Below are 23,646 nucleotides of genomic sequence, written 5' to 3'. Positions count from 1 at the left end.
TTCGGAGTCCTTCCGGAAGGTATGCGATGCGAACAGCAGTGCAGGGCTCGGCCGTGAGAGGCCGCAAGGGATTCGGGCGGCGCCACGCCGCCACGCTGACGGCGGCGGTGCTGGCCGCCTCCGTGCTCACCGCCTGCGGCAGCGGCGGGCCCGGCGAGGAGAAGGCCGGCGGAACCCTGGAGGTGTGGGTCTACCAGGATGCCTCGACCAAGGTGCAGCGCGAGGCGGTCGAGCGGTTCAACAAGACCTCCGACGTCAAGGCCAAGCTCGTCGAGGTGCCCGGCGAGGGCTACCAGGACAAGATGCGCAGCGCGATGGGCACGCCCAACGCGCCCGACGTCTTCTTCAACTGGGGCGGCGGCAGCATCAGCAACTTCGTCGAGAAGGACATGCTGGTCGACCTGACCCCCGAGATCCAGAAGGACGAGAAGCTCAAGGACGCGTTCCTGCCCTCGATCCTCAACGCGGGCAAGGTGAACGACAAGATCTACGGCGTCCCGATGCGGGGCATGCAGCCGGTGGTCCTCTTCTACAACAAGGACGTCTTCGAGAAGGCCGGCGCCCAGCCGCCCGAGTCCTGGGACGACCTGCTGGACCTGGTCGACACCTTCAAGAAGGATGGCGTCACCCCCTTCGCGCTCGCCGGCACCGACGCCTGGACCGAGCTGATGTGGGTCGAGTACCTGCTGGACCGCACAGGCGGCGCCGAGGTCTTCCAGCGCATCCAGGACGGCGACTCCTCGGCCTGGGGCGACCCGGCCGTGCTGAAGACCGCCGAGACCATCCGCGACCTGGTGGACCGCGGGGCGTTCGGCAAGAACTACGCCTCGGTCAACTACACCGCCGACGGCGCCTCCACGCTCTTCGCCAAGGGCAAGGCGGCCATGCACCTGATGGGCAGCTGGGAGTACTCCAACCAGCAGGCCAACCAGAAGGAGTTCGCCGAGAAGGGCCTGGGCTGGACCACCTTCCCCGCCCTCCCCGACGGCAAGGGCGACCCCAAGAACGTGGTGGGCAACCCCACCAACTTCTGGTCGGTCAGCTCCAAGCTGAAGGGCGCCGAGCGCGAGGCGGCCCTGGAGTTCGTCAAGACCGCCGCCGAGGACTGGTACGCCGAGGCCCTGGTGGACAACGGCGACGTGCCCACCACCTCCGGTTCGGAGGACATGCTCACCAAGCACCCCGCCCCCGACTACGCCCTCTTCCAGTACGACCTGGTGCGCGACGCCCCGAACTTCACCCTCTCCTGGGACCAGGCGCTGCCCGCGCAGCAGGCCTCGCCGATGCTCACCAACATCCAGAAGCTCTTCAACAAGCAGCTCAGCCCCGAAGAGTTCGTCGACGCCATGAAGGCCCTCAAGTGAAGCAAGCAGTACCGACCGCGTCGCCGCGCGTGGGCCGCCCGGGCATTGCCTGGGCGGTCCCCGGCGTGTTGTTCTTCGTCCTGTTCGCCGTCGGCCCCATGGTGCTCGTCGGCTATCTCTCCTTCACCAGCTGGGACGGCCTCGGCGACTTCCCCTCGGTCAGCGGCACCGGCAACTGGGAGCGCCTGTTCGAGGACCCCACCATGCGGCAGGCCATCTGGCTGAGCGTCCTGCTCACCGGCGTCAGCTGGCTGATCCAGACGCCCGTCGCCCTGCTTCTGGGCGTGTGGTCGGCCGGCCGGCAGCGGAACCGGGCCGTCCTCAGCGCGATCTTCTTCCTGCCGCTGCTGGCCTCCTCCGTGGCGCTGGCGCTGCTGTGGAAGTCGCTGCTGGACCCCAACTTCGGCCTGATCGCCGACATCGGCCCGTGGCTGGGGATCGAGGACGGCAATCTGCTCGGCACCGGCGACGGCGCCTTCGCCGCCGTGGCCTTCGTCGCCGCCTGGCAGTTCATCCCGTTCCACACCCTGCTCTACCAGGGCGGCGCCCGGCAGATCCCCAAGTCGTTCTACGAGGCCGCCTCCATCGACGGGGCGAGCACCGTGCGGCAGTTCTTCTCCATCACCCTGCCGCAGCTGCGCAACACCATCGTCACCTCCTCGGTGCTGATGGTCGTCGGCGCGCTGACCTTCTTCGACACCGTCCTCATCCTGACCGAGGGCGGACCGGGAACGGACACCACGATCGTGCCCTACCTGATGTACGAGACCGGCTTCCAGGCGTACGACATGGGCTACGCCAGCGCCATCGCCACCACCCTGGTGATCGTCGCCACCGCCATCTCCCTGCTGATGGTCCGGGCGACCGGCTTCAGCAAGATGCGCAGCACCCGGGAGGGGATGTGAAGACCGCCGTCCGGCCGGAGCACCGGCCCTCCCCCGCCGCCGAACGGGCCGGCGAGCCCCAGGCCCGCAACGACCGGGGCCTGCGCGGCAGGCTGCGCCGCGTCCGCAAGTGGAACATCCCGGCGGGCGTCGCCTCCGTCGTCTGGCTGGTCATCGTCGGCCTGCCGCTGTACGTCCTGGTCCTCACCACGCTGCGGGACCGCGACTCCTACTTCGACGAGGGCGCGCTGAGCCTGCCGGGCGACCTCACGCTCGACAACTACCGCACGGTGCTGGAGAGCGACTTCCTCGTCTACCTGCTCAACACCGCGATCGTCACGGTCGCCACCGCGGCCATCGTCGTGGTCCTGTCGGTGTGCGTCGGCTACACCGTGGTGCGCACCCTCAGCCGCACCTCCCAGCGGATCTTCCAGTTCTTCCTGCTGGGCCTGGCCATCCCCGCGCAGGCGGTGATCATCCCGATCTACCTGCTGATCACCCAGCTGAACCTCTACGACAGCCTGCTGGCGATCATCCTGCCGACCGCGGCCTTCTGCCTGCCCGTCTGCGTGCTGATCCTGGCCGGCACCATGCGGGACATCGAGGAGGAGATGTACGAGTCGATGGCGCTGGAGGGCGCGAGCCAGACCCGCGTCCTGCTCCAGCTCGTCGTGCCCCTCTCCCGGGGAGGCATCTCCACCGTCGGCGTCTACGCGGCGCTCCAGGCCTGGAACAACTTCCTCTTCCCCCTGATCCTCACCCAGTCGCGCGAGAGCCGGGTCCTCACCCTCGGCCTCTACGACTACGTCGGCCAGTTCCGGGTGGACATCCCCGCACTGCTCGCCGCGGTCGTGCTGTCGATCGTGCCGATCTTCGTCGTGTACCTCTTCGCCCGCCGTCAGCTCATCAACGGCCTCATGGGAGTCGGCGGACGCTGATCCGCGCGCCCCGTCCCACGGGACGCGCGCCGGACACGCCGACGCCGCACAAGGAGCCTCATGCATCACCATCCCTGGCAGGACACCTCCCGACCCGTCGAGGAGCGCGCCGCCGATCTGCTGTCCCGGATGACCCTGGAGGAGAAGCTCGCACAGCTCTCCAGCGTCTGGCCGGGTTCCGAGTCCGACGGCGAGGACGTCGCCCCGCTCCAGCACGAGGTCTCCGAAACCGTCGACCTGGACGCCCTGCTGCCCCACGGCCTGGGCCAGCTCACCCGCCCCTTCGGCACCGCCCCCGTGGAGCCGGCCGAGGGCGCGCGGGCCCTGGCGGCCTTCCAGACGAAGGTCGCCGCGGCCAACCGCTTCGGCATCCCCGCCCTGGCCCACGAGGAGTGCCTGACCGGCTTCACCGCCTGGCAGGCCACCATCTTCCCCACCCCGCTGGCCTGGGGGGCCACCTTCGACCCGGCGCTGGTGCGCGAGATGGCCGCGGCCATCGGCGACTCCATGCGCTCGGTCGGCATCCACCAGGGCCTCTCGCCGGTCCTGGACGTGGTGCGCGACCCGCGCTGGGGCCGCACCGAGGAATCCATAGGCGAGGACCCCTACCTGGTGGCGACGCTGGCCACCGCCTACGTGGCGGGCCTGGAGTCCACCGGGATCGTCTCCACCCTCAAGCACTTCGCGGGCTACTCCGCCTCCCGCGGCGCCCGCAACCACGGCCCCGTCTCGATCGGCCCGCGCGAGCTGGCCGACGTGATCCTGCCGCCGTTCGAGATGGCCCTGCGCGAGGGCGGGGCCCGCTCGGTCATGCACGCCTACAACGACCTCGACGGCGTCCCGGCCGCCGCCCACACCGAGCTCCTCACCGACCTGCTGCGCGAGGAGTGGGGCTTTGCCGGCACGGTGGTCTCCGACTACTTCGGCGTCTCCTTCCTGGAGCTGGCCCACCACGTCGCCGACTCCCCCGCCCGCGCCGCGGCCCTGGCGCTGGCCGCGGGCGTGGACGTGGAGCTGCCGGGCCTGCGCTGCTACGGCGAGCCGCTGCTGAAGGCGGTCCGCTCCGGCGAGGTGCCCGAGGAGCTGGTGGACCGCGCGGCGCTGCGGGTGCTGCGGCAGAAGTGCGAGCTGGGCCTGCTGGACCCCGACTGGTCGGCCGCCCCGCCCGCCGCCTCCGGCGGCGCCGTGGACCTGGACCCGCCCGCGATGCGGGCGCTGGCCCGGCGCGTGGCCGAGGAGTCGGTCGTCCTGCTGGACAACTCCGGCGGAGTGCTCCCCGTGCACCCCACCGCCCGCATCGCGGTGGTCGGCCCGTACGCGGAGGAGCGGGCCGCCATGCTGGGCTGCTACACCTTCCCCCGGCACGTGGGCGTCGAGCACCCCGAGCTGCCCGTCGGCGTGGAGATCCCCACGCTGCTGGACGCCCTGGGCGCCGAACTGCCCGGAGCGGTGCTCACCGACTCCCCCGCCGACGCCGACATCGTTATCGCGGCGCTCGGCGACCGCTCCGGCCTCTTCGGCCGCGGCACCTCCGGCGAGGGCTGCGACGCCGCGGACCTCACGCTCCCCGACGGCCAGGCGGCGTTCCTGGACGCCCTGCTGGAGAGCACCGACAAGCCCGTGGTGCTGGTGCTGCTCACCGGCCGCCCGTACGCGCTCGGCCGGTGGGAGGGCCGGCTGGCCGCCGTCGTCCAGGCGTTCTTCCCCGGCGAGGAGGGCGGGCCGGCGGTCGCCGGGGTCCTCACCGGGCGGGTCAACCCCTCCGGCCGGCTCCCGGTCAGCGTGCCGCGCGGCACCGGCGGCCAGCCGTGGACCTACCTCGTGCCGCCGCTGGGCCTCAAGGGCGACGCCAGCAACATCGACCCGACGCCGCTGTACCCCTTCGGGCACGGCCTGTCGTACACCTCCTTCGAGTGGGAGGCCGCGGGCGCCGGCGCCGGCACGCTGCCGACCGACGGCTCCGCCGAGATCCGCGTCACCGTGCGCAACACCGGTGAGCGGGCCGGCACCGAGGTCGTCCAGCTCTATCTGCACGACCCCGTGGCGCGCGTCGCCCGGCCGGTCGTCCAGCTCGTCGGCTACGCCCGGGTGGCGCTGGAGCCGGGGCAGGCGGCCGAGGTCGTCTTCGACTTCCACGCCGACCTGGCCTCGTACACCGTGCGGCCCGGGCAGCGGGTCGTCGAGCCCGGAGCGGTGGAGCTGCGGCTGGCCGCGTCCAGCGCCGACGTGCGCCACACCGTGCCGCTGACCCTGACCGGGCCGGAGCGCACCGTCGGCTTCGACCGCCGGATGACCTGCGGGACGGAGGTCCACGTCCTGCAGCCCTGACACGGGCCCTTCCAGCCGGGGCCCTTCGAGCCGGCGCCCGCCCCGCCCCCCGGCGGGCGCCGCCTTCCTCGCCTCGGCGTCCCGTCCGGCCTACGCTGTGCCGCGCGAAGGAGACGATCGCGCCGTCACCGTGGGAACGGGCGGGCGCCGAGGCGAGGAGCTGTGGCAGATGGGCTGGACGGTACGGGACATCCCCCGCCTGGACGGACGCACGGCCGTGGTGACCGGCGCCAACAGCGGCCTGGGCTACGTGACCGCGCGCGAACTGGCCCGGTGCGGCGCGCAGGTGGTGCTCGCCTGCCGCGACCGGACGCGCGGGGAGGCGGCCCTGGAACGGCTGCGGGCCGGGGCTCCGGAGGCACGGGCCGAGGTGCGGGTGCTGGACCTGGCCGATCTGGCGTCGGTGCGCTCCTTCGCCGACGCGCTCCCCTTCGACCGGCTGGACCTGCTGGTCAACAACGCGGGGCTGATGGCGATCCCGTTCTCCAGGACCGCCGACGGCTTCGAGACGCAGTTCGGCGTGAACCACCTGGGCCACTTCGCGCTGACCGGACTGCTGCTGGAGCGGCTGCTGGCCGCCCCCGCCGCCCGGGTGGTCACCGTCTCCAGCCTGATGCACCTGCTGTCGGACGTCGATCAGCACGACCCGGCGAGCGGCGCCAGGTACAACCCGTGGACGGCCTACGCCCGCTCCAAGAGCGCGAACCTGCTGTTCACCCACGAACTGGCCCGCCGCACCATCGAGCACCGCCTGGTGGCCGCCGCCGCCCACCCCGGCTGGTCGGCGACCGAGCTCCAGGGCAGGGGCCCGCGGCTGGCCGGCAACCGCGCCCTGGAACGCGGGGCGCACCTGCTCAACCGGCTGGTCGCCTCCTCCCCGGAACTGGGCGCGGCCCCCACCCTGTACGCCGCCACCGCCCCCGGTGTGCGCCCGGACTCCTTCACCGGCCCGCGCGTGCTGGGCATGCGCGGCACGCCCGGCCCCTCCCCGCGCGCCCGCCGCACCCGCGACGACGCCGCCTCCGCGCGGCTGTGGGAGAACTCCGAACGGCTCACCGGCGTGCGCTACGACTTCGCCGCGCGCTGAGCCGCGCGCCGGGCCGGGAGTCCGGCCGCACTCCCGTCCCGGCCGCGGCGACCGGCAGGCGGCCGGCGTGACGACCGCTGTGACGACCGGTGTTGGGGCAACCGGCCGCCCGGCGCGGCCGGTTGTTCATGTCCTGTCAAAGCAGGCTCCCTACCGTTCCAGGTCGTTCGACCCCGCGCCCGACCGGCCGCGGGGCCAGACGACTTCGGTGGAGTGAACGTGGAACGTCGTGACTTCCTGCGCGGGGCCGTACTCACCGGTTCGGTGGCCGCCTTCGGCGGCTCCCTGTGGCGCGGCGCCGCCCACGCCGCGCCCGCCCAGCCCGGCGCCGGGCCCTACGGGGCCCTGCGCCCGGCCGACGCCAACGGCATCCGGCTGCCCCAGGGCTTCACCAGCCGGGTGATCGCCCGCTCCGGGCAGAAGGTGCCCGGCACCTCCTACACCTGGCACAACGCCCCCGACGGCGGCGCCTGCTACGCCGACGACGGGGGTACCCCCATGTCCGCTCAGGGCTATGGGGGAGGCTGGATCTACGTCTCCAACTCCGAGATCAACCCCGGCGGCGGCGCGGGCGCCGTGCGCTTCGACTCCTCCGGGAACATCACCGGCGCCCACCGCGTCCTGTCCGGCACCCGGCAGAACTGCGCGGGCGGCAAGACCCCGTGGAACACCTGGCTGTCGTGCGAGGAGGTCGACCGCGGCTACGTCTACGAGACCGACCCGTGGGGCGTGAAGCCCGCCGTGCGCCGGGACGCCATGGGCCGCTTCAAGCACGAGGCGGCGGCGGCCGACCCGGTCCGCAAGGTGGTCTACCTGACCGAGGACGTCTCCGACGGCTGCCTCTACCGCTTCCGCCCCACCACCTGGGGCGACCTGTCCTCGGGGACGCTGGAGGTGATGACGGGCGGCTCGGGCACCTCCGGCTCCATAGGCTGGGCCCGCGTCCCGGACCCGTCGGCCGCCTCCACCGCCACCCGCCACCAGGTCTCCGCCGCCAAGCACTTCAACGGCGGCGAGGGCTGCCACTACGCGGACGGCACCTGCTGGTTCACCACCAAGGGCGACGGCCGGGTGTGGCGGCTCGACGCGGCGAACAACACGATCGCGCTGGCCTACGACGACTCCCTGGTCTCCGGCACCGCCCCGCTGACGGGCGTCGACAACGTCACCGGTTCGGCCTCCGGCGACCTCTTCGTCGCCGAGGACGGGGGCAACATGGAGATCTGCGTCATCACACCGGACGACGTGGTCGCGCCCTTCCTGCGGATCGACGGCCAGTCCTCCTCGGAGATCACCGGCCCTGCCTTCTCCCCCGACGGCTCCCGGCTGTACTTCTCCAGCCAGCGCGGCACCAGCGGCAGCGGCTCGGGCGGCATCACCTACGAGGTGCGCGGCCCGTTCCGCTCCTGAACCCGGCCCCGGGCGCGGCGGGGCACGCCGTGCGGCCCCACCGCGCCCGGCAGGTGCGGCGGCGGACGCGTCAGCGGTAGTCGTCCGGGTGGTCCTGCATCCAGACGTTGATCCGGCCGCGGGTGCCGAAGATCAGGTCCTGGTGGGACTCGAGGTGCTCGTAGGAGCGGTCCTCCCCGATCCGCTCCCGCATCGCCGCGATCCACTCGATCGGCTCGGTGAAGTGGCCGGGGCCCTTGCTGTCGGCCTTCATCGCCGCGTCGAGTCGTTCGAGTTCGTCGACGACCCGGTTGAGCAGGTACTCGCAGTTCCCCGGGGTGTCGCAGGAGTCGTTCAAGGTGGCCTGGAGCCCGGCGAAGGCGTCGCGGACCGCCTCGGGGCCCGGGCTCGGGTCCGGCGGCGAGAAGGCCGCGGACTCCTCGGCCTCCGCCGATGCGGAGGCGATGTTCCGCAGTTCCTCGGAGGCGGGCCCGGCCGTCGTCTCCGTGACCGCGGACCGGGAGGGCGAGGGGCCGCCGTCCGCCTCCCGGTCCGCGCCTGCGGAACACGACGGCAGCAGTAACGCGAGGGGGACGGCGAGCGCGGCGGCGCGGGCACGGCGGATACGGCGGGTACGCACGGTGTGGTCTCCGATCAGGCGGCCAACTGTTCTGCCGACCCCGGGAGTCGCCCGGACCGGGGCCACGCTCCGACCGTACGCCATGCCGCCGGGGCCGCCGTGTGCGCACCCGTACCGCCGTGCGCGCGCCCGGGGTGGCGGGGCGCGCGCACGGCGGGACCGGTCACCCGAAGGGGACGGTGAGGACCGAGCCGGAGCCGACCCGGAGCTTGGCCGGGGCGTTGCCGATCGCGCTCCAGACCTCGACGCGGATCGTTCCGCCCTTCAGGTCGCCCAGGCGGCCCGAGGCCGACTTCAGCCCGGCGCGGGAGGCGTCGTACTCCTCCCAGCCGTCCACCGGGTCGGTGGCGAAGTAGCGGTAGGTCTCCACCCGGTCGAAGGTGCCGTCGCCGGTCAGGTCGTACGACACCCGCGCCTGCTGGCCGAGCCCGACGGCCGTGCCGGCGTCCACCTTCAGGTTGAAGCCGGTGGCGCCGCCGGACTCGTAGGAGCCGTTGACGTTCCTGACCTCGTACACCAGCGGCCGGTAGGGAGTGCCGTCGCGGTTGGCGCCGCCCGCCGAGGCGATGGTGTCGGTCGAGGCGGTGGTGGCCTGCGCGGTGCTCAGCGTCCCGCCGGAGCGCAGGTGGAAGGTGTCGCCGGTGGCGGGCGGGTCCTGCGGGCCGCCGGGCTCGCCCGGGTCCGTGGGGTTCGCCGTGCCGGTGCCGGTGGCCGTGGAACGGGCCGGGACGCTCAGCTTCCCGCCGTCGGAGAACGTCACGGTCGCCGCGGAGCCGGAGTGGTTGTGGGCGACGTAGGTGCGGGTGCCGTTCTTGGTGAAGACCGCGGCGGTCGGGCTGTCGGCGGTGACGGAGGTGTCGGGGGCGCCGATCGCGTCCAGGGTGGTGACCCAGTGGTAGGTGTGGGCCCTGCTCTCGCCCGCCTCCGGCTCGTAGCCGCTGTTCTGGGCGTCCCAGGCGGCCTTGCCCTTGGCGGGGTCGGCCAGCGCCTGGAACTCCCAGAAGATGTCGCGCCACTCGACGGCCGGGCCGCCGTTGGCCTTCTCCATCTCGGCGATGCTGCGCCGGATGGCGTCCTTGTTCCGGGCCAGGTGGAGCGAACCGCCGGTCACGGGGAGGACGTTGATGCCGTGGATCTCCTCGGGGTTGGCCGTCCACCAGGTGGAGTAGGCGCCGCCGCTGCCCCAGACCATGCCGACCACGTCGTGGCCGAAGTTCTCGGGGTAGACCTTCTGGTCGGCGTCGAACCAGTACTGGGCGATGGCCTCGGACTCGGTGGTCAGCAGGTAGACGCCCAGGTCCCGCAGGGAGTCGTCACCGGTGGCCGCGCCCCACAGGACCAGGCCGGCGCTGAGGTTGACCGACTCCGAGGACGACTCCTGGTTGTTGCCCGCGGCGAAGCCGGCGTGCCCGGCGGCCCAGCTGTGCCCGGCGTAGACGTCGAAGCCTCGCAGGAAGGGGAACAGCTCGTCGGTGCGGCTGGGGTTGGCGGCGTCCCTCACCAGGGTCTTCACCATCCCGCCCCAGGCGGAGTCCGCCGCCCAGGCCCGGTCGTACTGGGCCACGATCGCCGCGGCCATCACGTAGTACGAGTAGTGGAAGTGGTGGTCGTTGAGCTCCTTGTCGCTGCCGTAGGAGGCGGGGTAGCCGATGAGGGTGCGCCAGTCGCGGTCGTAGGAGAACTCCGAGGCCCCGCCCGGAGTGAACCACTCCTGGAGCCGGCCCTTGATCAGGCCGAGCAGCTTGTCGCGGACGCCCGTCTCGCCGATCTGGTCGGCGATCGGCACCAGTTGGGCGAGCTTGCCGAGCTGCTTGCCCGTCCAGTAGGTGTCGGTGGCGCCCTCGAACGGGTCGGCGGCGTCGGCGACCTGCTTGAGGTACCCCGTCAGCCTGGCCTTGTCCACGGCGCCCGGAACGGGCAGGCCGGGCAGGACGCCGGTGACCTTCTGGGAGGTGGTGAAGGAGGCGCCCTCGCGGACCTTCATCTCACCGCGCGGCGAGGCGTAGGTCCAGCCGGTCAGGGCGTCGGAGGTGTGCAGCCACTGGTGGCGGTAGAGGGCCTGGAGGGTGCCGGTCTCGTCGCCCTCCTTGGCCGTCGTGGTCAGGGTGTAGGTGGCCTTCATCCGGCCGGCGGCCTCGTCGTAGTCCCAGGCCACCTTGGAGCCGGTGACGAAGCTGAAGGCGTACTTGCGGAAGGTGGCCAGCGCGTCGGTGCCCGGCAGGACGGCCAGTGAGAAGTAGTCCTTGGAGCCCAGGTCGGCGCGGATGTCGGTGCCGGAGACGGTCCAGTCGCTGCCGGAGGGGGCGAACAGCGCGTAGTGCCGGCCGCCGATGGTCACGCCGAGCACGTTGCCGTCGTCGGCGAAGACGGTCGGGGTGCTCGCGGCGGAGATCCGCGCGGCGCCGCCGGTGCCCTGGGCGTACACGTAGGGCAGGCCGTGCCCGATGGTGGCGCGCAGGGTGCGGGAGCCGTCGGACCAGCGGGGGGTGACGGTCCAGTCGCTCCAGGAGTCGGCGCGGGCGTCGGGCGAGTCGAGGCCGGCCAGGCCGAGGGTCAGGTCGCGCTTGTGCGTGAACTCGTACTGGCGGCCCTCGCCCACGACGGCGTGCGAGGCGGGGTAGCCGACCTCCAGGCCGCCGGAGACGGCACGGTAGGTCAGGGGGTGGCCGTACATGTTCTCGGAGTACGGGTTGTCGGGGTAGCGCTGGAAGGCCAGGGAGGACCACCAGTCGTTGGTGGGCACCGGCTTTCCGGCGGCTTCCGCGGTGACCTTGGGCTTCACCGGCGCCCCGGCGTTGTTCTCCGGCCCGGCGGCCCCGGCGGGGCGGGTGTCGCTGTAGCCGCCCTGGCCGACGGGAACGGTGGCGGCCGCGGCGCTGCCCGTCCCGACGACGCCGAGGCCGGTGGCGACGGCCGCCGAGGCCGCCACCGCCGCCAGCAGCGCGGCGGGACGTCTGCGGAATCTCATGAAACGGCTCCTGAGGGGGGTGTGCGTGGGGGAGGTCTGAGAGCGCTCTCAGATTCCGGCAACGTAGGTTTCACCCTGACCGAGCGTCAAGATGTTCGACAGAAACAATCTTGAAAAGCCTTCGAGCGTTCAGGAGTTGACGCCTTTGACCCCGGTACGTCCACCGGGCCCGCCGCCCCGGACCCGGCGGCCGGCCCGTGGCACGGACGCGGAAGGGCGGCGCCTCCGCACAGGCGCCGCCCTTCCTTCGGGTGCCGGGACCGCCGTTCCCGCCGGTGAGGGTCGGTCGGCGGGACGGTCCCGGTGTCAGGTGGTCCTCGGTCGTTCCCCGGCCGCGGGTCAGCGGCTGTCGCTGCCCTCCCCGCTCTCCATGGCCGCCGCGCGGCCCGCCTCCAGGCGTGCGACGGGGATGCGGAACGGGGAGCAGGAGACGTAGTCCAGGCCGATCCCGTGGAAGAAGTGGACCGACTCCGGGTCACCGCCGTGCTCTCCGCACACGCCCAGCTTGAGGTCGGGACGGGCGGCCCGTCCGGCCTCGACCGCGCCTCGCACCAGCGCGCCGACGCCGTCCTTGTCGATGGTCTCGAACGGCGAGACCCCGAAGATTCCCTTCTCCAGGTAGGCGGTGAAGAAGCTCGCCTCCACGTCGTCCCGGCTGAAGCCCCACACGGTCTGGGTCAGGTCGTTGGTGCCGAAGGAGAAGAAGTCGGCGCACTCGGCGATCTGACCGGCCGTCACCGCCGCACGCGGCAGCTCGATCATGGTGCCGATCAGCAGCTTCAGGTCCACGCCGCGGGCCTGCTCGATCTCGGCGATGACCTTCTCGGCCTCCTCGCGGACGCACTCCAGCTCCTGGACGGTGCCCACCAGCGGAATCATGATCTCCGCGCGGGGGTCGCCGCCGGCGGCGGCCCGCTCGGCGGCGGCCTCGGCGATGGCCCGCACCTGCATGGTGAACAGACCGGGTATGACCAGGCCCAGGCGCACGCCGCGCAGGCCCAGCATCGGGTTCTGCTCGTGCAGCCGCCGGACGGCCTGCAGCAGACGCTGGTCGTCCTCGTCGGTCTCGCCGCGGGCCTCCGCGAGCGCGACCCGCACCGACAGCTCGGTGAGGTCGGGCAGGAACTCGTGGAGGGGCGGGTCCAGCAGCCGTACCGTCACCGGCAGGCCGTCCATGGCCGTCAGCAGCTCGACGAAGTCGCCCTTCTGCAGCGGCAGCAGCGCGGCCAGCGCGGCCTCGCACTCCTCCTCCGTCTCGGCCAGGACCAGGCGCTCGACCAGTTCGCGGCGCTCGCCGAGGAACATGTGCTCGGTGCGGCACAGGCCGATGCCCTGGGCGCCGAAGCGGCGGGCGCGGGCGGCGTCCTCGGCGTTGTCGGCGTTGGCCCGCACCCGCAGGCGGCGCTCGCCGTCGGCCAGGGTCATGATCCGGTGCACGGCCCGGACCAGTTCGTCGGCCTGCTCGTCGGGCCGGATGCGGCCCTCGAAGTACTCCACGACCGGGGAGGGCACGACGGGCACCTCGCCGCGGTAGACGCTGCCGGTGGAGCCGTCGATGGAGATGACGTCGCCCTCGGCGACGACCAGGCCGCCCGGGGCGGTCAGGCGGCGCCGCTTGAGGTCGACCTGGAGCTCCTCGGCGCCGCACACACAGGTCTTGCCCATGCCGCGGGCGACGACGGCGGCGTGCGAGGTCTTGCCGCCGCGGGAGGTGAGGATGCCCTCCGCGGCGATCATGCCGTCGAGGTCGTCGGGGTTGGTCTCGCGGCGCACCAGGATGACCTTCTCGCCGGCACGGGCGCGGGCCACGGCGGTGGCGGAGTCGAAGACGGCCGCTCCGACGGCGGCGCCGGGCGAGGCGGCGATGCCCCGGCCGATCCGCTCGGCCGCGCCGTCACCGATCCGCCCCTCGTCGAAGCGCGGGAACATCAGCTGGGCGAGCTGGGCGCCGTTGACGCGGCGCAGCGCCTCGGTCTCGTCGATCAGGCCCTGGTCGACGAGCTGGGTGGCGATGCGGAACGCGGCGGCGGCGGTGCGCTTGCCCACCCGGGTCTGCAGCATCCACAGCTTGCCGCGCTCGATGGTGAACTCGATGTCGCACAGGTCCCTGTAGTGGTTCTCCAGGGTCTCCATGATCTGCATGAGCTGGTCGTAGGACTTCTTGTCGATCGTCTCCAGCTCGGCCAGCGGCACGGTGTTGCGGATGCCGGCGACGACGTCCTCGCCCTGGGCGTTGGCGAGGTAGTCGCCGTAGACGCCCTGCTGGCCGCCGGCGGGGTCGCGGGTGAAGGCGACGCCGGTGCCGGAGTCGGGACCGAGGTTGCCGAAGACCATCGAGCAGACGTTGACGGCCGTGCCCAGGTCGTGCGGTATGCGCTCCTGGCGGCGGTAGAGCTTGGCGCGCTCGCCGTTCCAGGAGTCGAAGACCGCGCGGATGGCGAGGTCCATCTGCTCGCGCGGGTCCTGCGGGAAGTCGCGGCCGGTCTGCTCCGAGACGATGCCCTTGAACTCCTCGACGAGGCTCTTGAGGTCGCCGGCGTCCAGGTCGACGTCGGTGGACGCGTTCCGGGCCCGCTTGGCCTCCTCCAGCGCCTCCTCGAACAGATCGCCGTCGATGCCGAGGACGGTCTTGCCGAACATCTGGACGAGGCGCCGGTAGGAGTCCCAGGCGAAACGTTCATCCCCGGACTGGGCGGCGAGTCCGGCCACGGAGGCGTCGGACAGGCCGATGTTCAGGACGGTGTCCATCATCCCCGGCATGGAGAACTTGGCTCCGGAGCGGACGGACACCAGCAGGGGGTCGTCCGCCTGGCCGAGCTTCTTGCCCATCTTCTCCTCGAGGGCCTCGAGGTGGGTGCTCACCTCGTCGCGGAGGGCCGGCGGCTCGGAGCCGGAGGCGAGGTAGACCTTGCACGCCTCGGTGGTGATGGTGAACCCGGGAGGGACCGGGAGACCGAGGTTGGTCATCTCGGCGAGGTTGGCTCCCTTGCCGCCGAGGAGGTCCTTGAGGTCCTTGTTGCCCTCGGTGAAGTCGTAGACGAACTTCTGGGTTACGTGAGGCTCTTGGTTTTCCGGCAAGAGAATCGCGCTCCTCGCTGGATCCCCTCGGCGGAGGCCGGGGGAAGGCTGCCCTGACGGCGGGGAGCGTACCCAGATCGAAGGATTTCGAGTACGGCCACCATTAGTCCATGGGGGCGTAACCGCTCATCCGCCGACGGATCGAAAGTAAAGGATGATTCAAGTGCCGCGAACCCGGTCGTTCACCATTCGAATCCATCGATGCGTTGGGTGGCGACCGGGGCCGCATTCACGACTCTGAGTGATGACGGAGACGGGCGGGTGAACGGAAGAGGGGTGGCACCGAGTGCCACCCTTTGAGAAGTACAGGGCCGCATTAAGCGCTCATATGAGCGCGCCCTCTATCAGAGTGGCGAGCATCACCCTCTTGACGGGCCCAACATCTCAGCCATTGGACACATACGGGAGCTACGCCGCTCGAATGAGCGCCCCCTAGACGGCCCCACCGGCCCCCGCCGGCCCCCTTCGGCGCCCCCGCCTCACAGCCCCATGGCGGCCAGCCGGGCATCGGCCCGCTCCGGTGCGTACAGGTGCTCCACGACCATCGCCCCCGCCCCCACCAGACCCGCCCGCTCCCCCAGCCGGGAGGTGACCACGGTCAGATGAGCGGTGCTGCGGGGCATCGCCCGCTGGTAGAGCAGCTCGCGCACCCCGGTGACGAACGGGGCGCCGGCCAGGTCGCCCGCGATCATCAGCACTCCGGGATTGAGCACGGTGACGACGGTGACCAGCACCTCTCCCACCCGGCGCCCGGCGTCCCGGGCCAGCCGCACCGCGTCGGGTTGCCCGGCCGCCAGCAGCTCGCGCACCCCGGTGCCGGACGCGGCCGGGATGCCGGAGCCGGTCAGCCGCGCCGCCAGCGCCCGGCCGCTGGCGACCGCCGCCAGGCAGCCGTACGAGCCGCACATGCACAGCGCGTCGGGCCGGTCGTGCAGCCTGATGTGCCCGATGTCCCCCGCGCCGCCGTCGATGCCGCGGTACATCTCGCCGTCCACCACGAGCCCGGCGCCGATGCCGGTGGAGACCTTGACCAGCAGGAATGCGCCGCAGTCGCGCCAGCCGGTGCGCTGCTCGGCGTACGCCATGAGGTTGGCGTCGTTCTCCACCAGCACCACGGGCCCCTCGCCGTCCGCACCGGTGTGCCGCAGATACGCCCGCCGCATCCGCTCCGGGATCGGGTACCGGTCCCAGCCCGGCATGATCGGCGGCTGGACCACCTGCCCCGACTCCCACTCCACCGGCCCCGGCACCGACACCCCGATGCCGCAGACGTCCTCCGGCGCCGCCCCGGCCCGCTCCAGCAGCGGCGGGAACCACCTCGTGACCCGGTCGATCACGTTCTCCGGGCCGTCCTCGATGTTCAGGGCCCCGGTGTGCTCGGCCAGCACCCGGCCGTTGAGGTCCAGCGCGGCGGCCAGCCCGTGCCGGGTCTCCACGTCCACGGCGAGCACCACGGCGTGCGAGCCGTCGAACTCCAGGCGGTTCGACGGGCGTCCGCCCGCCGGGCCGCCCACCGGCACGGTGGCTCCGTCGCGGATCCAGCCCGCCCGGAAGAGCTGGTCGAGGCGGTGGCCGACGGTGGATCGGGACAGTCCGGTGGCACGCTGGAGCTCGCCGCGGGTGGTCGCCTGCCCGCTGCGGACCAGTCGCAGCAGATGTCCCGCGCTGGATTGGTTCCCGGTCATACGGTCATCTTCTCCGTACCGCCCGGCCGCCGCCGTCCCGCCCCTGCCGAACGCCCTGCTCAGCCCCCGTCCGGGGCCGTCCGGAACCGTCCGGGGCGGCCCGGGACGGCCCCGCCCCGTCCGCGGCGCGCGGACGGAGCGGGAGAGGCGGGCGGCCCTGCACCACGTCCTCGCGCCGGATCCCCGGCCGCGGTGCACGCGCGTTCACGCGTCCCGCCCGCGCACCGGCCACCCCCGCCCGCGCTTCCCCCCGCGCCTTCCTGTGTCCGGTCTCACAGCATCACTTCTGCCTTTTCACAAGACAGAACCCTAGGCTTATGGAGGCGTAACCTAGGAGTCGTACAGACACCGGAGTTCTCGTGGAGCGCGTCGCCCAGTCCACCGACATCCCCATATCCCCGCCCTGCCCCGGGGCCGGCGTCCCGGGGTCGTGGCCACGCCCCGCGGCCGGGGTGCCACGGCCGCACGCACCGCGCTCCACCGCCCGCTCCGGCGCGGGTGCGGCGGTCCGATGAAGCCCGTCCCGATCCCCCTCACAACAGCACGGCCGTTCATCCCCGCCCAGCGGCCGCCCGTCGGCGTCACCGCCGCCGAGCTGCGCCAGGCCGCGCGCCAGGTGCTGCTGCGCAACTGGACGGGCGCCTCGACCGTTCCCTCGCGCAGTCTGTATCCGCACCAGTGGAGCTGGGACTCGGCGTTCGTCGCGATCGGCCTGCGCCATCTGTCGGCGCCGCGCGCCCAGCGCGAGCTGGAGACGCTGATGTCCGCCCAGTGGGGCGACGGCCGCGTCCCGCACATCGTCTTCAACCCGTCCGTGCCGCTCGGCGCGTACTTCCCCAGCCCGGACTTCTGGCGCTCCTCGACCGCCGGAGCCGGGGCCGGGGCGCCCGGGCACGTCGAGACCTCGGGAATCGTGCAGCCGCCCGTCCACGCGCTCGCCGCCTGGCTGGTGCACCGCGCCGACCCGGCGACCTCGCGGCGGCGCGGCTTCCTCAGACGCCTCTACCCCCGGCTGGTCGCCTGGCACCGCTATCTGACCGTCCACCGCGACCTGGGCGGGCACGGGCTGGTGTCGGCCGTCCACCCGTGGGAGCCGGGCATGGACAACAGCCCGGCCTGGGACGCCCCGCTGTCCCGCGTGGAGCCGGCCGACCCCTGCTCCTTCCGCCGCTGCGACCTCGACCACGGCTCGGCCTCCGACCGCCCCACCGACCTGGACTACGGCCGGTACGTGCGGCTGGCGGCCGACTACCGCGACCACGGCTACCGGGACGGCGACGCCCCGCACCCGTTCGCCGTGGAGGACCCCGGTGTCAACGCCCTGCTGATCGCCTCCGAGCACGCCCTGGCGCAGATCGCCGCCGAGGTCGGGGCGCGGGGCCCCGAGGACGACCCCGGCGGGCACCGCGGACGGGCCGCGCGGCTGACCGAAGCCCTGGTGGACCGCCTGTGGGACGAGGAGAGCGGCATGTTCCTGTGCCGCGACGTGCGCGCCGGGCACCGCGGCGAGCCGATCCGGGAGCGCAGCGCCGCCGGGCTGGTGCCGCTGGTCGTCCCCGGCCTGCCGCACGGAACCGTCCGCACGCTGCTGCGCACGGTCGGCGGCGAGCACTTCGGGCTGGGCGACACCGTACGGCTGGTGCCCAGCTACGACCTGAAGGGCCACGCCTTCGACTCGTGCCGCTACTGGCGGGGACCGGCCTGGTTCAACGTCAACTGGCTGGTGGAACGGGGCCTGAGGCAGTACGGGCACACCACCCGGGCCGACTCCCTGCGCGCCGCGGTGCTGGCGTCGGCCGCCGCGTCCGGCTTCGCCGAGTACGTCGACCCGCACACCGGGGCGGGCCGCGGCGCCCGGGAGTTCAGCTGGACGGCGGCCCTCGCCCTCGACCTGCTGTCCCGCAGCGCCGACCGGTCCGCGGACCGTGCGGCGGTGCGCACCGGGATGCGCGTCGGGGCGCTGGTCCGCAGCGGTACGGCGGGCTGAGGCGGCGGTACGGCTCCCCGGGCGGGACCGCCCGGGGGAGGCACCGGGAGCGGGAGCGGAGGCTGCCGCCCCCGGTCACGCCCCGGGCTCCCCGGGGTCTCAGCCGCCGGAGGTGTCCAGCTCGGCCTCGGCCGCGACGCCCGCGCGGTCGTACGGGTCGTCCAGCCAGCCGTCGGGCAGGGCCACCCGGCTGCGTCCGGAGGTGCGCCCGCGCGGGCCGTCCGCGCCCTTCGGCCACGGCTGGTCCAGGTCGAGCTCGCCCAGCAGGTCCTCCAGCTCGGCGAGGGAGGCCGCGACGGCCAGTTTCCGGCGCATCTCGGAACCCACCGAGAAGCCCTTGGTGTACCAGGCGACGTGCTTGCGGAAGTCGATCACCCCGCGCGCCTCGTCCTCCAGCCACTCCCCCAGCAGCCGGGCGTGCCGCAGCATCACCGCGGCGACCTCGCGCAGGGTGGGCTCGGCCCTCTCCGGCCTGCCCTCGCAGGCGGCCACCAGATCGCCGAACAGCCACGGCCGCCCCAGGCAGCCGCGTCCGACCACGACGCCGTCGCAACCGGTCTCGCGCATCATCCGCACCGCGTCGTCGGCCGACCAGATGTCGCCGTTGCCCAGCACCGGGATCTCGGGCACGGCCTCCTTCAGGGCGGCGATGGCGTCCCAGTCGGCGGTGCCGCCGTAGTGCTGGGCGGCGGTGCGGCCGTGCAGGGCGACGGCGGTGACGCCCTCCTCCACGGCGATGCGCCCGGCGTCCAGATAGGTGAGGTGGTCGTCGTCGATGCCCTTGCGCATCTTCATGGTCACCGGCAGTCCGCCGGCGCCGGTGACGGCCTCGCGCAGGATGGCCCGCAGCAGGTTCCGCTTGTACGGCAGCGCCGAGCCGCCGCCCTTGCGGGTCACCTTGGGCACCGGGCAGCCGAAGTTGAGGTCGATGTGGTCGGCCATGTCCTCGTCGGCGATCATGCGGACGGCCTTGCCGACGGTCGCCGGGTCCACGCCGTAGAGCTGGATGGAGCGCGGCTTCTCGGTCTCGGCGAAGTGGACGAGCCGCATGGTCTTGGCGTCCCGTTCGACCAGTGCCCGGGTGGTGATCATCTCGCTGACGAACAGCCCCCGGCCGCCGCTGTACTCGCGGCACAGCGTCCGGAACGGCGCGTTGGTGATCCCGGCCATCGGCGCGAGGACCACGGGCGGCCGGACCGTGTGCGGACCGATGGCGAGCTGCTGTGACATGGGAGCGGGCATCCTCGTTGTCGCTCGGCGGTGGGGGACGATCCTCCATTGTCCCCCATCCGGCCCGCTGCCCCGCGCGGCCCGCCCCTCCGAGACCCGCCGGGGGCTCCTCGGAGGTCTCCGAGCGGCCCTTTCCCGGTTCAGTGCCCCAGGAAGGCGGGGGTGAAGACGGCGAGGAAGCCCGCCAGCCCGATCAGCCCGAGGATCCAGGGCGCCGGGCTCAGCGACTGCCCGCCGCCGCCCCGCGCGCCGTGCTCGGCCAGATGGTGCGCGGCCTCGGCGCGTGCGAGGCCGCGGGCCGTGAAACGGCGGTCGCAGGTGCCGCAGACGAGATGGCGCCCCTCCCCCGTGCCGCGGCGGAAGCACAGCTCACGGGTGATCCTCACCTCGTGTATGCGCCCGTCCTCGCCGTAACCGCTGACCGTGCCCGTGGTCACCGTGCCCGTCGTCAGCATCCGTCCCCCCTTTTTTCGCCCTCCGGATCCCACCCTTGCGTTCCCGGCCGATTCTGGGAGGCGGCACACCCCGGTGCCAGGGCCGAGTGGGGCAGTGTTCGGCGACGGCCGGTTTCCGGATCCCGGCAAGCGGGAGGCGGCCGGGGCGGCTTCACGGCCGTCCCGGCTTCCGGTGCCGTGCGGGCCCCGGCGGCCGGAGGACACCGGCGCAGACCCCCGGGCCCCTTGGGGAACCGGTGTGGAGGAGAACCGAAAATGGGACCGCTCCCACGCTTTGACCAGCAACGATGATGAAATTTGTGACGAAGGGATCGCCCTGCGCAGCCCCCGTTGCTAGCCTCTTCGCGACCCTGTCCCAGGCGTCGGAACGACGCCTTCCACTGCTCCGCGGAGGAAGATCATGCGCAAGAGCCCGAGGTCGTCCTTATCCCTGGCGTTACGCCCGGCGGCCGTGGCCGCCGTCGGTGCGGCGGCCCTCGTCCTGCCCGCCGCTCCCGCCATCGCCGCCGACACCGAGGACCCGGCCGCCGGGCCGCAGTCCCGGCTGGTGCTGACCATGACGCCGGGCCTGCACTCCCCCGGCTCCGAGTACACCCTTGAGTGCCGACCCCCCGGCGGCACCCACCCCGACGCCGTCGGCGCCTGCGCCAAACTCTCCGCCGCCGGCGGCGACTTCGACAAGCTGGTCCCCACCGGGGCCATGGGCTGCCAGGGCCTGCACGACCCGGTGACCGTCTCCGCCAGGGGCACCTGGCTCGGCGGCGAGGTCGCCTGGTCAGAGACCTTCGGGAACAGCTGCGAGGCCATCACGGCGACGAACTTCGTCTTCCGTTTCTGAGCCCGCGCCCCGCATCCCGCCCCCCGCCGCATCCCGTACGCCCGCGCCAGCACCGCCGCCCGGGGCGGCGGGAACGGCCGGAGGCCTCCGCACCCGCACCGGGTCCGGAGGCCTCCGCGGACGGATCCGTCCTGTGCGCGGACTCAGCAGCCGATCAGCCGGGCCGCGAGGTAGGACTCGATCTGGTCGAGCGAGACGCGCTCCTGCTTCATGGTGTCGCGCTCGCGCACCGTGACGGCGTCGTCGTCGAGGGTGTCGAAGTCGACGGTGACGCAGAACGGCGTGCCGATCTCGTCCTGGCGGCGGTAGCGGCGGCCGATGGCGCCGGCGTCGTCGAACTCGATGTTCCAGTGCTTGCGCAGCGTGTCCGCCAGGCCCTTGGCCTTCGGGGAGAGCTGCGGGTTGCGCGACAGCGGCAGGACGGCGACCTTGACCGGCGACAGGCGCGGGTCGAGGCGCATCACGACGCGCTTCTCCATCTTGCCCTTGGCGTTGGGCGCCTCGTCCTCGGTGTAGGCGTCCAGCATGAAGGCCAGCATCGTGCGGCCGACGCCGGCCGCGGGCTCGATGACGTACGGCGTCCAGCGCTCGCCGGCCTCCTGGTCGAAGTACGACAGGTCCTGGCCGGAGGCCTTGGAGTGCGAACTCAGGTCGTAGTCGGTGCGGTTGGCCACACCCTCCAGCTCACCCCACTCGCCGCCGCCGAAGCGGAAGCGGTACTCGATGTCGGCGGTGCGCTTGGAGTAGTGGGAGAGCTTCTCCGCCGGGTGCTCGTACCAGCGCATGTTCTCCTCGCGCAGGCCCAGGCCGGTGTACCAGTTCCAGCGCTGCTCCATCCAGTACTCGTGCCACTTCTCGTCCTCGCCCGGCTTGACGAAGAACTCCATCTCCATCTGCTCGAACTCGCGGGTGCGGAAGATGAAGTTGCCCGGAGTGATCTCGTTCCGGAAGGACTTGCCCATCTGCGCGATGCCGAACGGCGGCTTGCGGCGCGAAGTCTGCTGCACCTGCGCGAAGTTGGTGAAGATGCCCTGTGCGGTCTCGGGGCGCAGGTAGGCCACCGAGCCGGAGTCCTGGGTCGGGCCGAGGTGCGTGGACAGCAGGCCGGAGAACTGCTTGGGCTCGGTGAACTGGCCCTTGACGCCGCAGTTGGGGCAGTTGACGTCCGACAGGCCGGCGGCGGGGAGGCGGCCGTGCTTGGCCTCGTACGCCTCCTCCAGGTGGTCGGCGCGGAACCGCTTGTGGCACGAGGTGCACTCGGTCAGCGGGTCGGTGAAGGTGGCCACGTGGCCGGAGGCGACCCAGACCTCGGAGGCGAGGATGACCGACGAGTCGATTCCGACCACGTCGTCGCGCGAGGTGACCATGTAGCGCCACCACTGGCGCTTGATGTTCTCCTTCAGCTCCACACCCAGCGGACCGTAGTCCCAGGCGGCCCTCTGCCCCCCGTAGATCTCGCTGCAGGGATAGACGAAGCCACGGCGCTTGCTGAGGCTGACGATGGTGTCGATCTTGTCGGCGGCCACGGTGCTCTCTTCGGTACAGACGACGGAATACCTCAGGTTACCGGCGATGACGGGGGCGGGATCAAATCGGTTCGGGGTTCGGACGGAAGATGGTGGAAACCCGGTCGCCGCAGCTCCCCGGGATCTCCATCTCATTTGACAATCATTTCCAACTAGGGCGAAAATGGGTGTCATGAACGATCGAAGCCGCCCTCTCATACCCCGCCCCCGCCGCCGCGCAGCCTCCCGTACCGCGCTGGCCGGAGCCGCCGCCCTGGGCGTGCTAGGCCTGACCGCCTGCGGCGCCGAAGGGACGGGAGGGGGCGCGAGCGACGGGGTGGACGTCGTCGCCTCGTTCTACCCCATGCAGTTCCTCGCCGAGGAGATAGGCGGGGAGCACGTCTCGGTCGGCTCCCTGGTCGAGCCGGGCGTCGAGCCGCACGACCTGGAGCTGAGCCCGCGGCAGACCGCCGAGCTGGGCGAGGCGGACCTCGTGGTCTACCTCAAGGGCTTCCAGCCCGCCGTGGACAAGGCGATCGAGCAGTCCGGCGTGGAGAACGTCGCCGAGGCGACCTCCTACACCGAGCTGGAGAAGCACGGCTCCGGCCAGGAGGAGGAACACGGGGACGAGCACGGGGACGAGCACGCCTCCGGGCACGGGGACGGCCACGGGGAGGAAGGCCACGAGGAGCCCGCCGAGGAGGGCCACGAGGGCCACGACCACGGCGGCGAGGGGGCCGCCGACCCGCACATCTGGCTCGACCCGGTGAAGTACGCCGAGGTCGCCGAGGGCGTCGGCGAGGCCCTGGCGAAGGCGGACCCGGACCACGCGGACGACTACCGCAAGAACGCCGACGCGCTGGCGGAGAAGCTCAGGGACCTGGACGCGGACTTCCGCGAGGGCCTGGAGAACCGCAGGACCGACACCTTCATCACCGCCCACGCGGCCTTCGGCTACCTCGCCGACCGCTACGGACTCCACGAGGAGTCCGTGGCCGGCCTCGACCCCGAGTCCGAGCCCAGCGGCGCGAGGATGAAGCAGCTGCACCAGGTGGCCCGGGAGGACGACGTCGACACGGTCTTCTTCGAGGCGGCGGCCGGCGAGCGCACCGCGAAGACCCTCGCCGACGACCTGGGGCTGCGCACCGACGTCCTCGACCCCGTCGAGGGCATCACCGACGCCTCCCGGGGCGACGACTACTTCGAGGTCATGCGCTCCAACCTCCAGGCTCTGCGGAAGGCGCTCGGCGCCCGGTGAGGAGGCCGACCA

General features: G+C 72.5%; 16 protein-coding genes. 9 read left to right on the top strand and 7 right to left on the bottom strand.

The window, feature by feature from the left end; translation table 11 throughout:
• The first annotated feature begins 107 nt into the window (after positions 1 to 107).
• The 6 genes from ACLIYP_RS06330 (at position 108) to ACLIYP_RS06305 (ending at position 8,011) form a co-directional block, all read left to right on the top strand.
• Complete coding sequence (locus ACLIYP_RS06330) at positions 108 to 1,364, top strand: ABC transporter substrate-binding protein (RefSeq protein WP_412712161.1); 1,257 nt, start codon at positions 108 to 110, stop codon at positions 1,362 to 1,364.
• A complete protein-coding gene (locus ACLIYP_RS06325; RefSeq protein ID WP_412712157.1) occupies positions 1,361 to 2,269 on the top strand; it encodes a carbohydrate ABC transporter permease in 909 nt (302 codons plus the stop codon). Before ACLIYP_RS06330 ends, ACLIYP_RS06325 begins: the two co-directional genes overlap by 4 nt.
• On the top strand, positions 2,266 to 3,186 hold the full coding sequence (locus ACLIYP_RS06320; RefSeq protein ID WP_177213831.1) for a carbohydrate ABC transporter permease: 921 nt from the start codon (positions 2,266 to 2,268) through the stop codon (positions 3,184 to 3,186). The genes ACLIYP_RS06325 and ACLIYP_RS06320 overlap by 4 nt, the downstream gene beginning before the upstream one ends.
• Before the next feature lie 60 nt (positions 3,187 to 3,246).
• The gene (locus ACLIYP_RS06315) at positions 3,247 to 5,514 is read left to right on the top strand and encodes a beta-xylosidase/alpha-l-arabinosidase (protein WP_412712156.1); all 2,268 of its coding nucleotides are present in this window, start codon (positions 3,247 to 3,249) and stop codon (positions 5,512 to 5,514) included.
• A gap of 169 nt (positions 5,515 to 5,683) precedes the next feature.
• Positions 5,684 to 6,601, top strand: coding sequence for an oxidoreductase (locus tag ACLIYP_RS06310; protein ID WP_412712155.1), 918 nt, complete (start codon positions 5,684 to 5,686; stop codon positions 6,599 to 6,601).
• A 219-nt stretch (positions 6,602 to 6,820) separates the two neighbouring features.
• A complete protein-coding gene (locus ACLIYP_RS06305) occupies positions 6,821 to 8,011 on the top strand; it encodes an alkaline phosphatase PhoX (protein WP_412712154.1) in 1,191 nt (396 codons plus the stop codon).
• Between the two features lie 70 nt (positions 8,012 to 8,081).
• On the opposite strand, the gene ACLIYP_RS06300 is transcribed toward ACLIYP_RS06305, so the two are convergent.
• The 4 genes from ACLIYP_RS06300 to ACLIYP_RS06285 all read right to left on the bottom strand — a co-directional run bounded on the left by ACLIYP_RS06300 (position 8,082) and on the right by ACLIYP_RS06285 (position 16,361).
• Positions 8,082 to 8,630 carry a hypothetical protein gene (locus tag ACLIYP_RS06300; protein ID WP_412712153.1) on the bottom strand — a complete coding sequence of 183 codons (549 nt, stop codon included), beginning with the start codon at positions 8,628 to 8,630 and terminating at the stop codon, positions 8,082 to 8,084.
• 163 nt (positions 8,631 to 8,793) lie between these two features.
• On the bottom strand, positions 8,794 to 11,598 hold the full coding sequence (locus tag ACLIYP_RS06295; RefSeq protein ID WP_412712152.1) for a glycosyl hydrolase: 2,805 nt from the start codon (positions 11,596 to 11,598) through the stop codon (positions 8,794 to 8,796).
• A gap of 339 nt (positions 11,599 to 11,937) precedes the next feature.
• Entirely contained in the window at positions 11,938 to 14,676 is a 2,739-nt protein-coding gene (gene ppdK, locus ACLIYP_RS06290) for a pyruvate, phosphate dikinase (RefSeq protein WP_412712151.1), read from the bottom strand.
• A 479-nt stretch (positions 14,677 to 15,155) separates the two neighbouring features.
• Positions 15,156 to 16,361 carry an ROK family transcriptional regulator gene (locus ACLIYP_RS06285; RefSeq protein ID WP_093654589.1) on the bottom strand — a complete coding sequence of 402 codons (1,206 nt, stop codon included), beginning with the start codon at positions 16,359 to 16,361 and terminating at the stop codon, positions 15,156 to 15,158.
• 511 nt (positions 16,362 to 16,872) lie between these two features.
• On the opposite strand from ACLIYP_RS06285, the gene ACLIYP_RS06280 reads away from it, so the two are divergent.
• Positions 16,873 to 18,348: an MGH1-like glycoside hydrolase domain-containing protein gene (locus tag ACLIYP_RS06280; protein ID WP_412712150.1), complete on the top strand. Its 1,476-nt coding sequence runs from the start codon at positions 16,873 to 16,875 to the stop codon at positions 18,346 to 18,348.
• Between the two features lie 99 nt (positions 18,349 to 18,447).
• Here ACLIYP_RS06280 and dusB read toward each other — a convergent pair whose 3' ends face one another.
• Both dusB and ACLIYP_RS06270 read right to left on the bottom strand, forming a co-directional pair.
• Entirely contained in the window at positions 18,448 to 19,590 is a 1,143-nt protein-coding gene (dusB, locus tag ACLIYP_RS06275; RefSeq protein ID WP_412712149.1) for a tRNA dihydrouridine synthase DusB, read from the bottom strand.
• A 128-nt stretch (positions 19,591 to 19,718) separates the two neighbouring features.
• Positions 19,719 to 20,033: a hypothetical protein gene (locus ACLIYP_RS06270; RefSeq protein WP_412712148.1), complete on the bottom strand. Its 315-nt coding sequence runs from the start codon at positions 20,031 to 20,033 to the stop codon at positions 19,719 to 19,721.
• A 451-nt stretch (positions 20,034 to 20,484) separates the two neighbouring features.
• On the opposite strand from ACLIYP_RS06270, the gene ACLIYP_RS06265 reads away from it, so the two are divergent.
• The gene (locus ACLIYP_RS06265) at positions 20,485 to 20,871 is read left to right on the top strand and encodes an SSI family serine proteinase inhibitor (RefSeq protein ID WP_412712147.1); all 387 of its coding nucleotides are present in this window, start codon (positions 20,485 to 20,487) and stop codon (positions 20,869 to 20,871) included.
• Between the two features lie 143 nt (positions 20,872 to 21,014).
• On the opposite strand, the gene ACLIYP_RS06260 is transcribed toward ACLIYP_RS06265, so the two are convergent.
• Entirely contained in the window at positions 21,015 to 22,397 is a 1,383-nt protein-coding gene (locus ACLIYP_RS06260) for a glycine--tRNA ligase (RefSeq protein ID WP_412712146.1), read from the bottom strand.
• Between the two features lie 163 nt (positions 22,398 to 22,560).
• Between ACLIYP_RS06260 and ACLIYP_RS06255 the strand changes: the two genes are divergently transcribed.
• Entirely contained in the window at positions 22,561 to 23,634 is a 1,074-nt protein-coding gene (locus tag ACLIYP_RS06255) for a metal ABC transporter solute-binding protein, Zn/Mn family (RefSeq protein ID WP_412712145.1), read from the top strand.
• Positions 23,635 to 23,646 lie beyond the last annotated feature (12 nt).

The sequence above is a fragment of the Streptomyces nanhaiensis genome (assembly GCF_046614825.1).
Taxonomy (GTDB): domain Bacteria; phylum Actinomycetota; class Actinomycetes; order Streptomycetales; family Streptomycetaceae; genus Streptomyces; species Streptomyces radiopugnans.
Note: the sequence above shows the minus strand (reverse complement) of the source record. Positions and strands in the feature narration are given on the sequence as shown.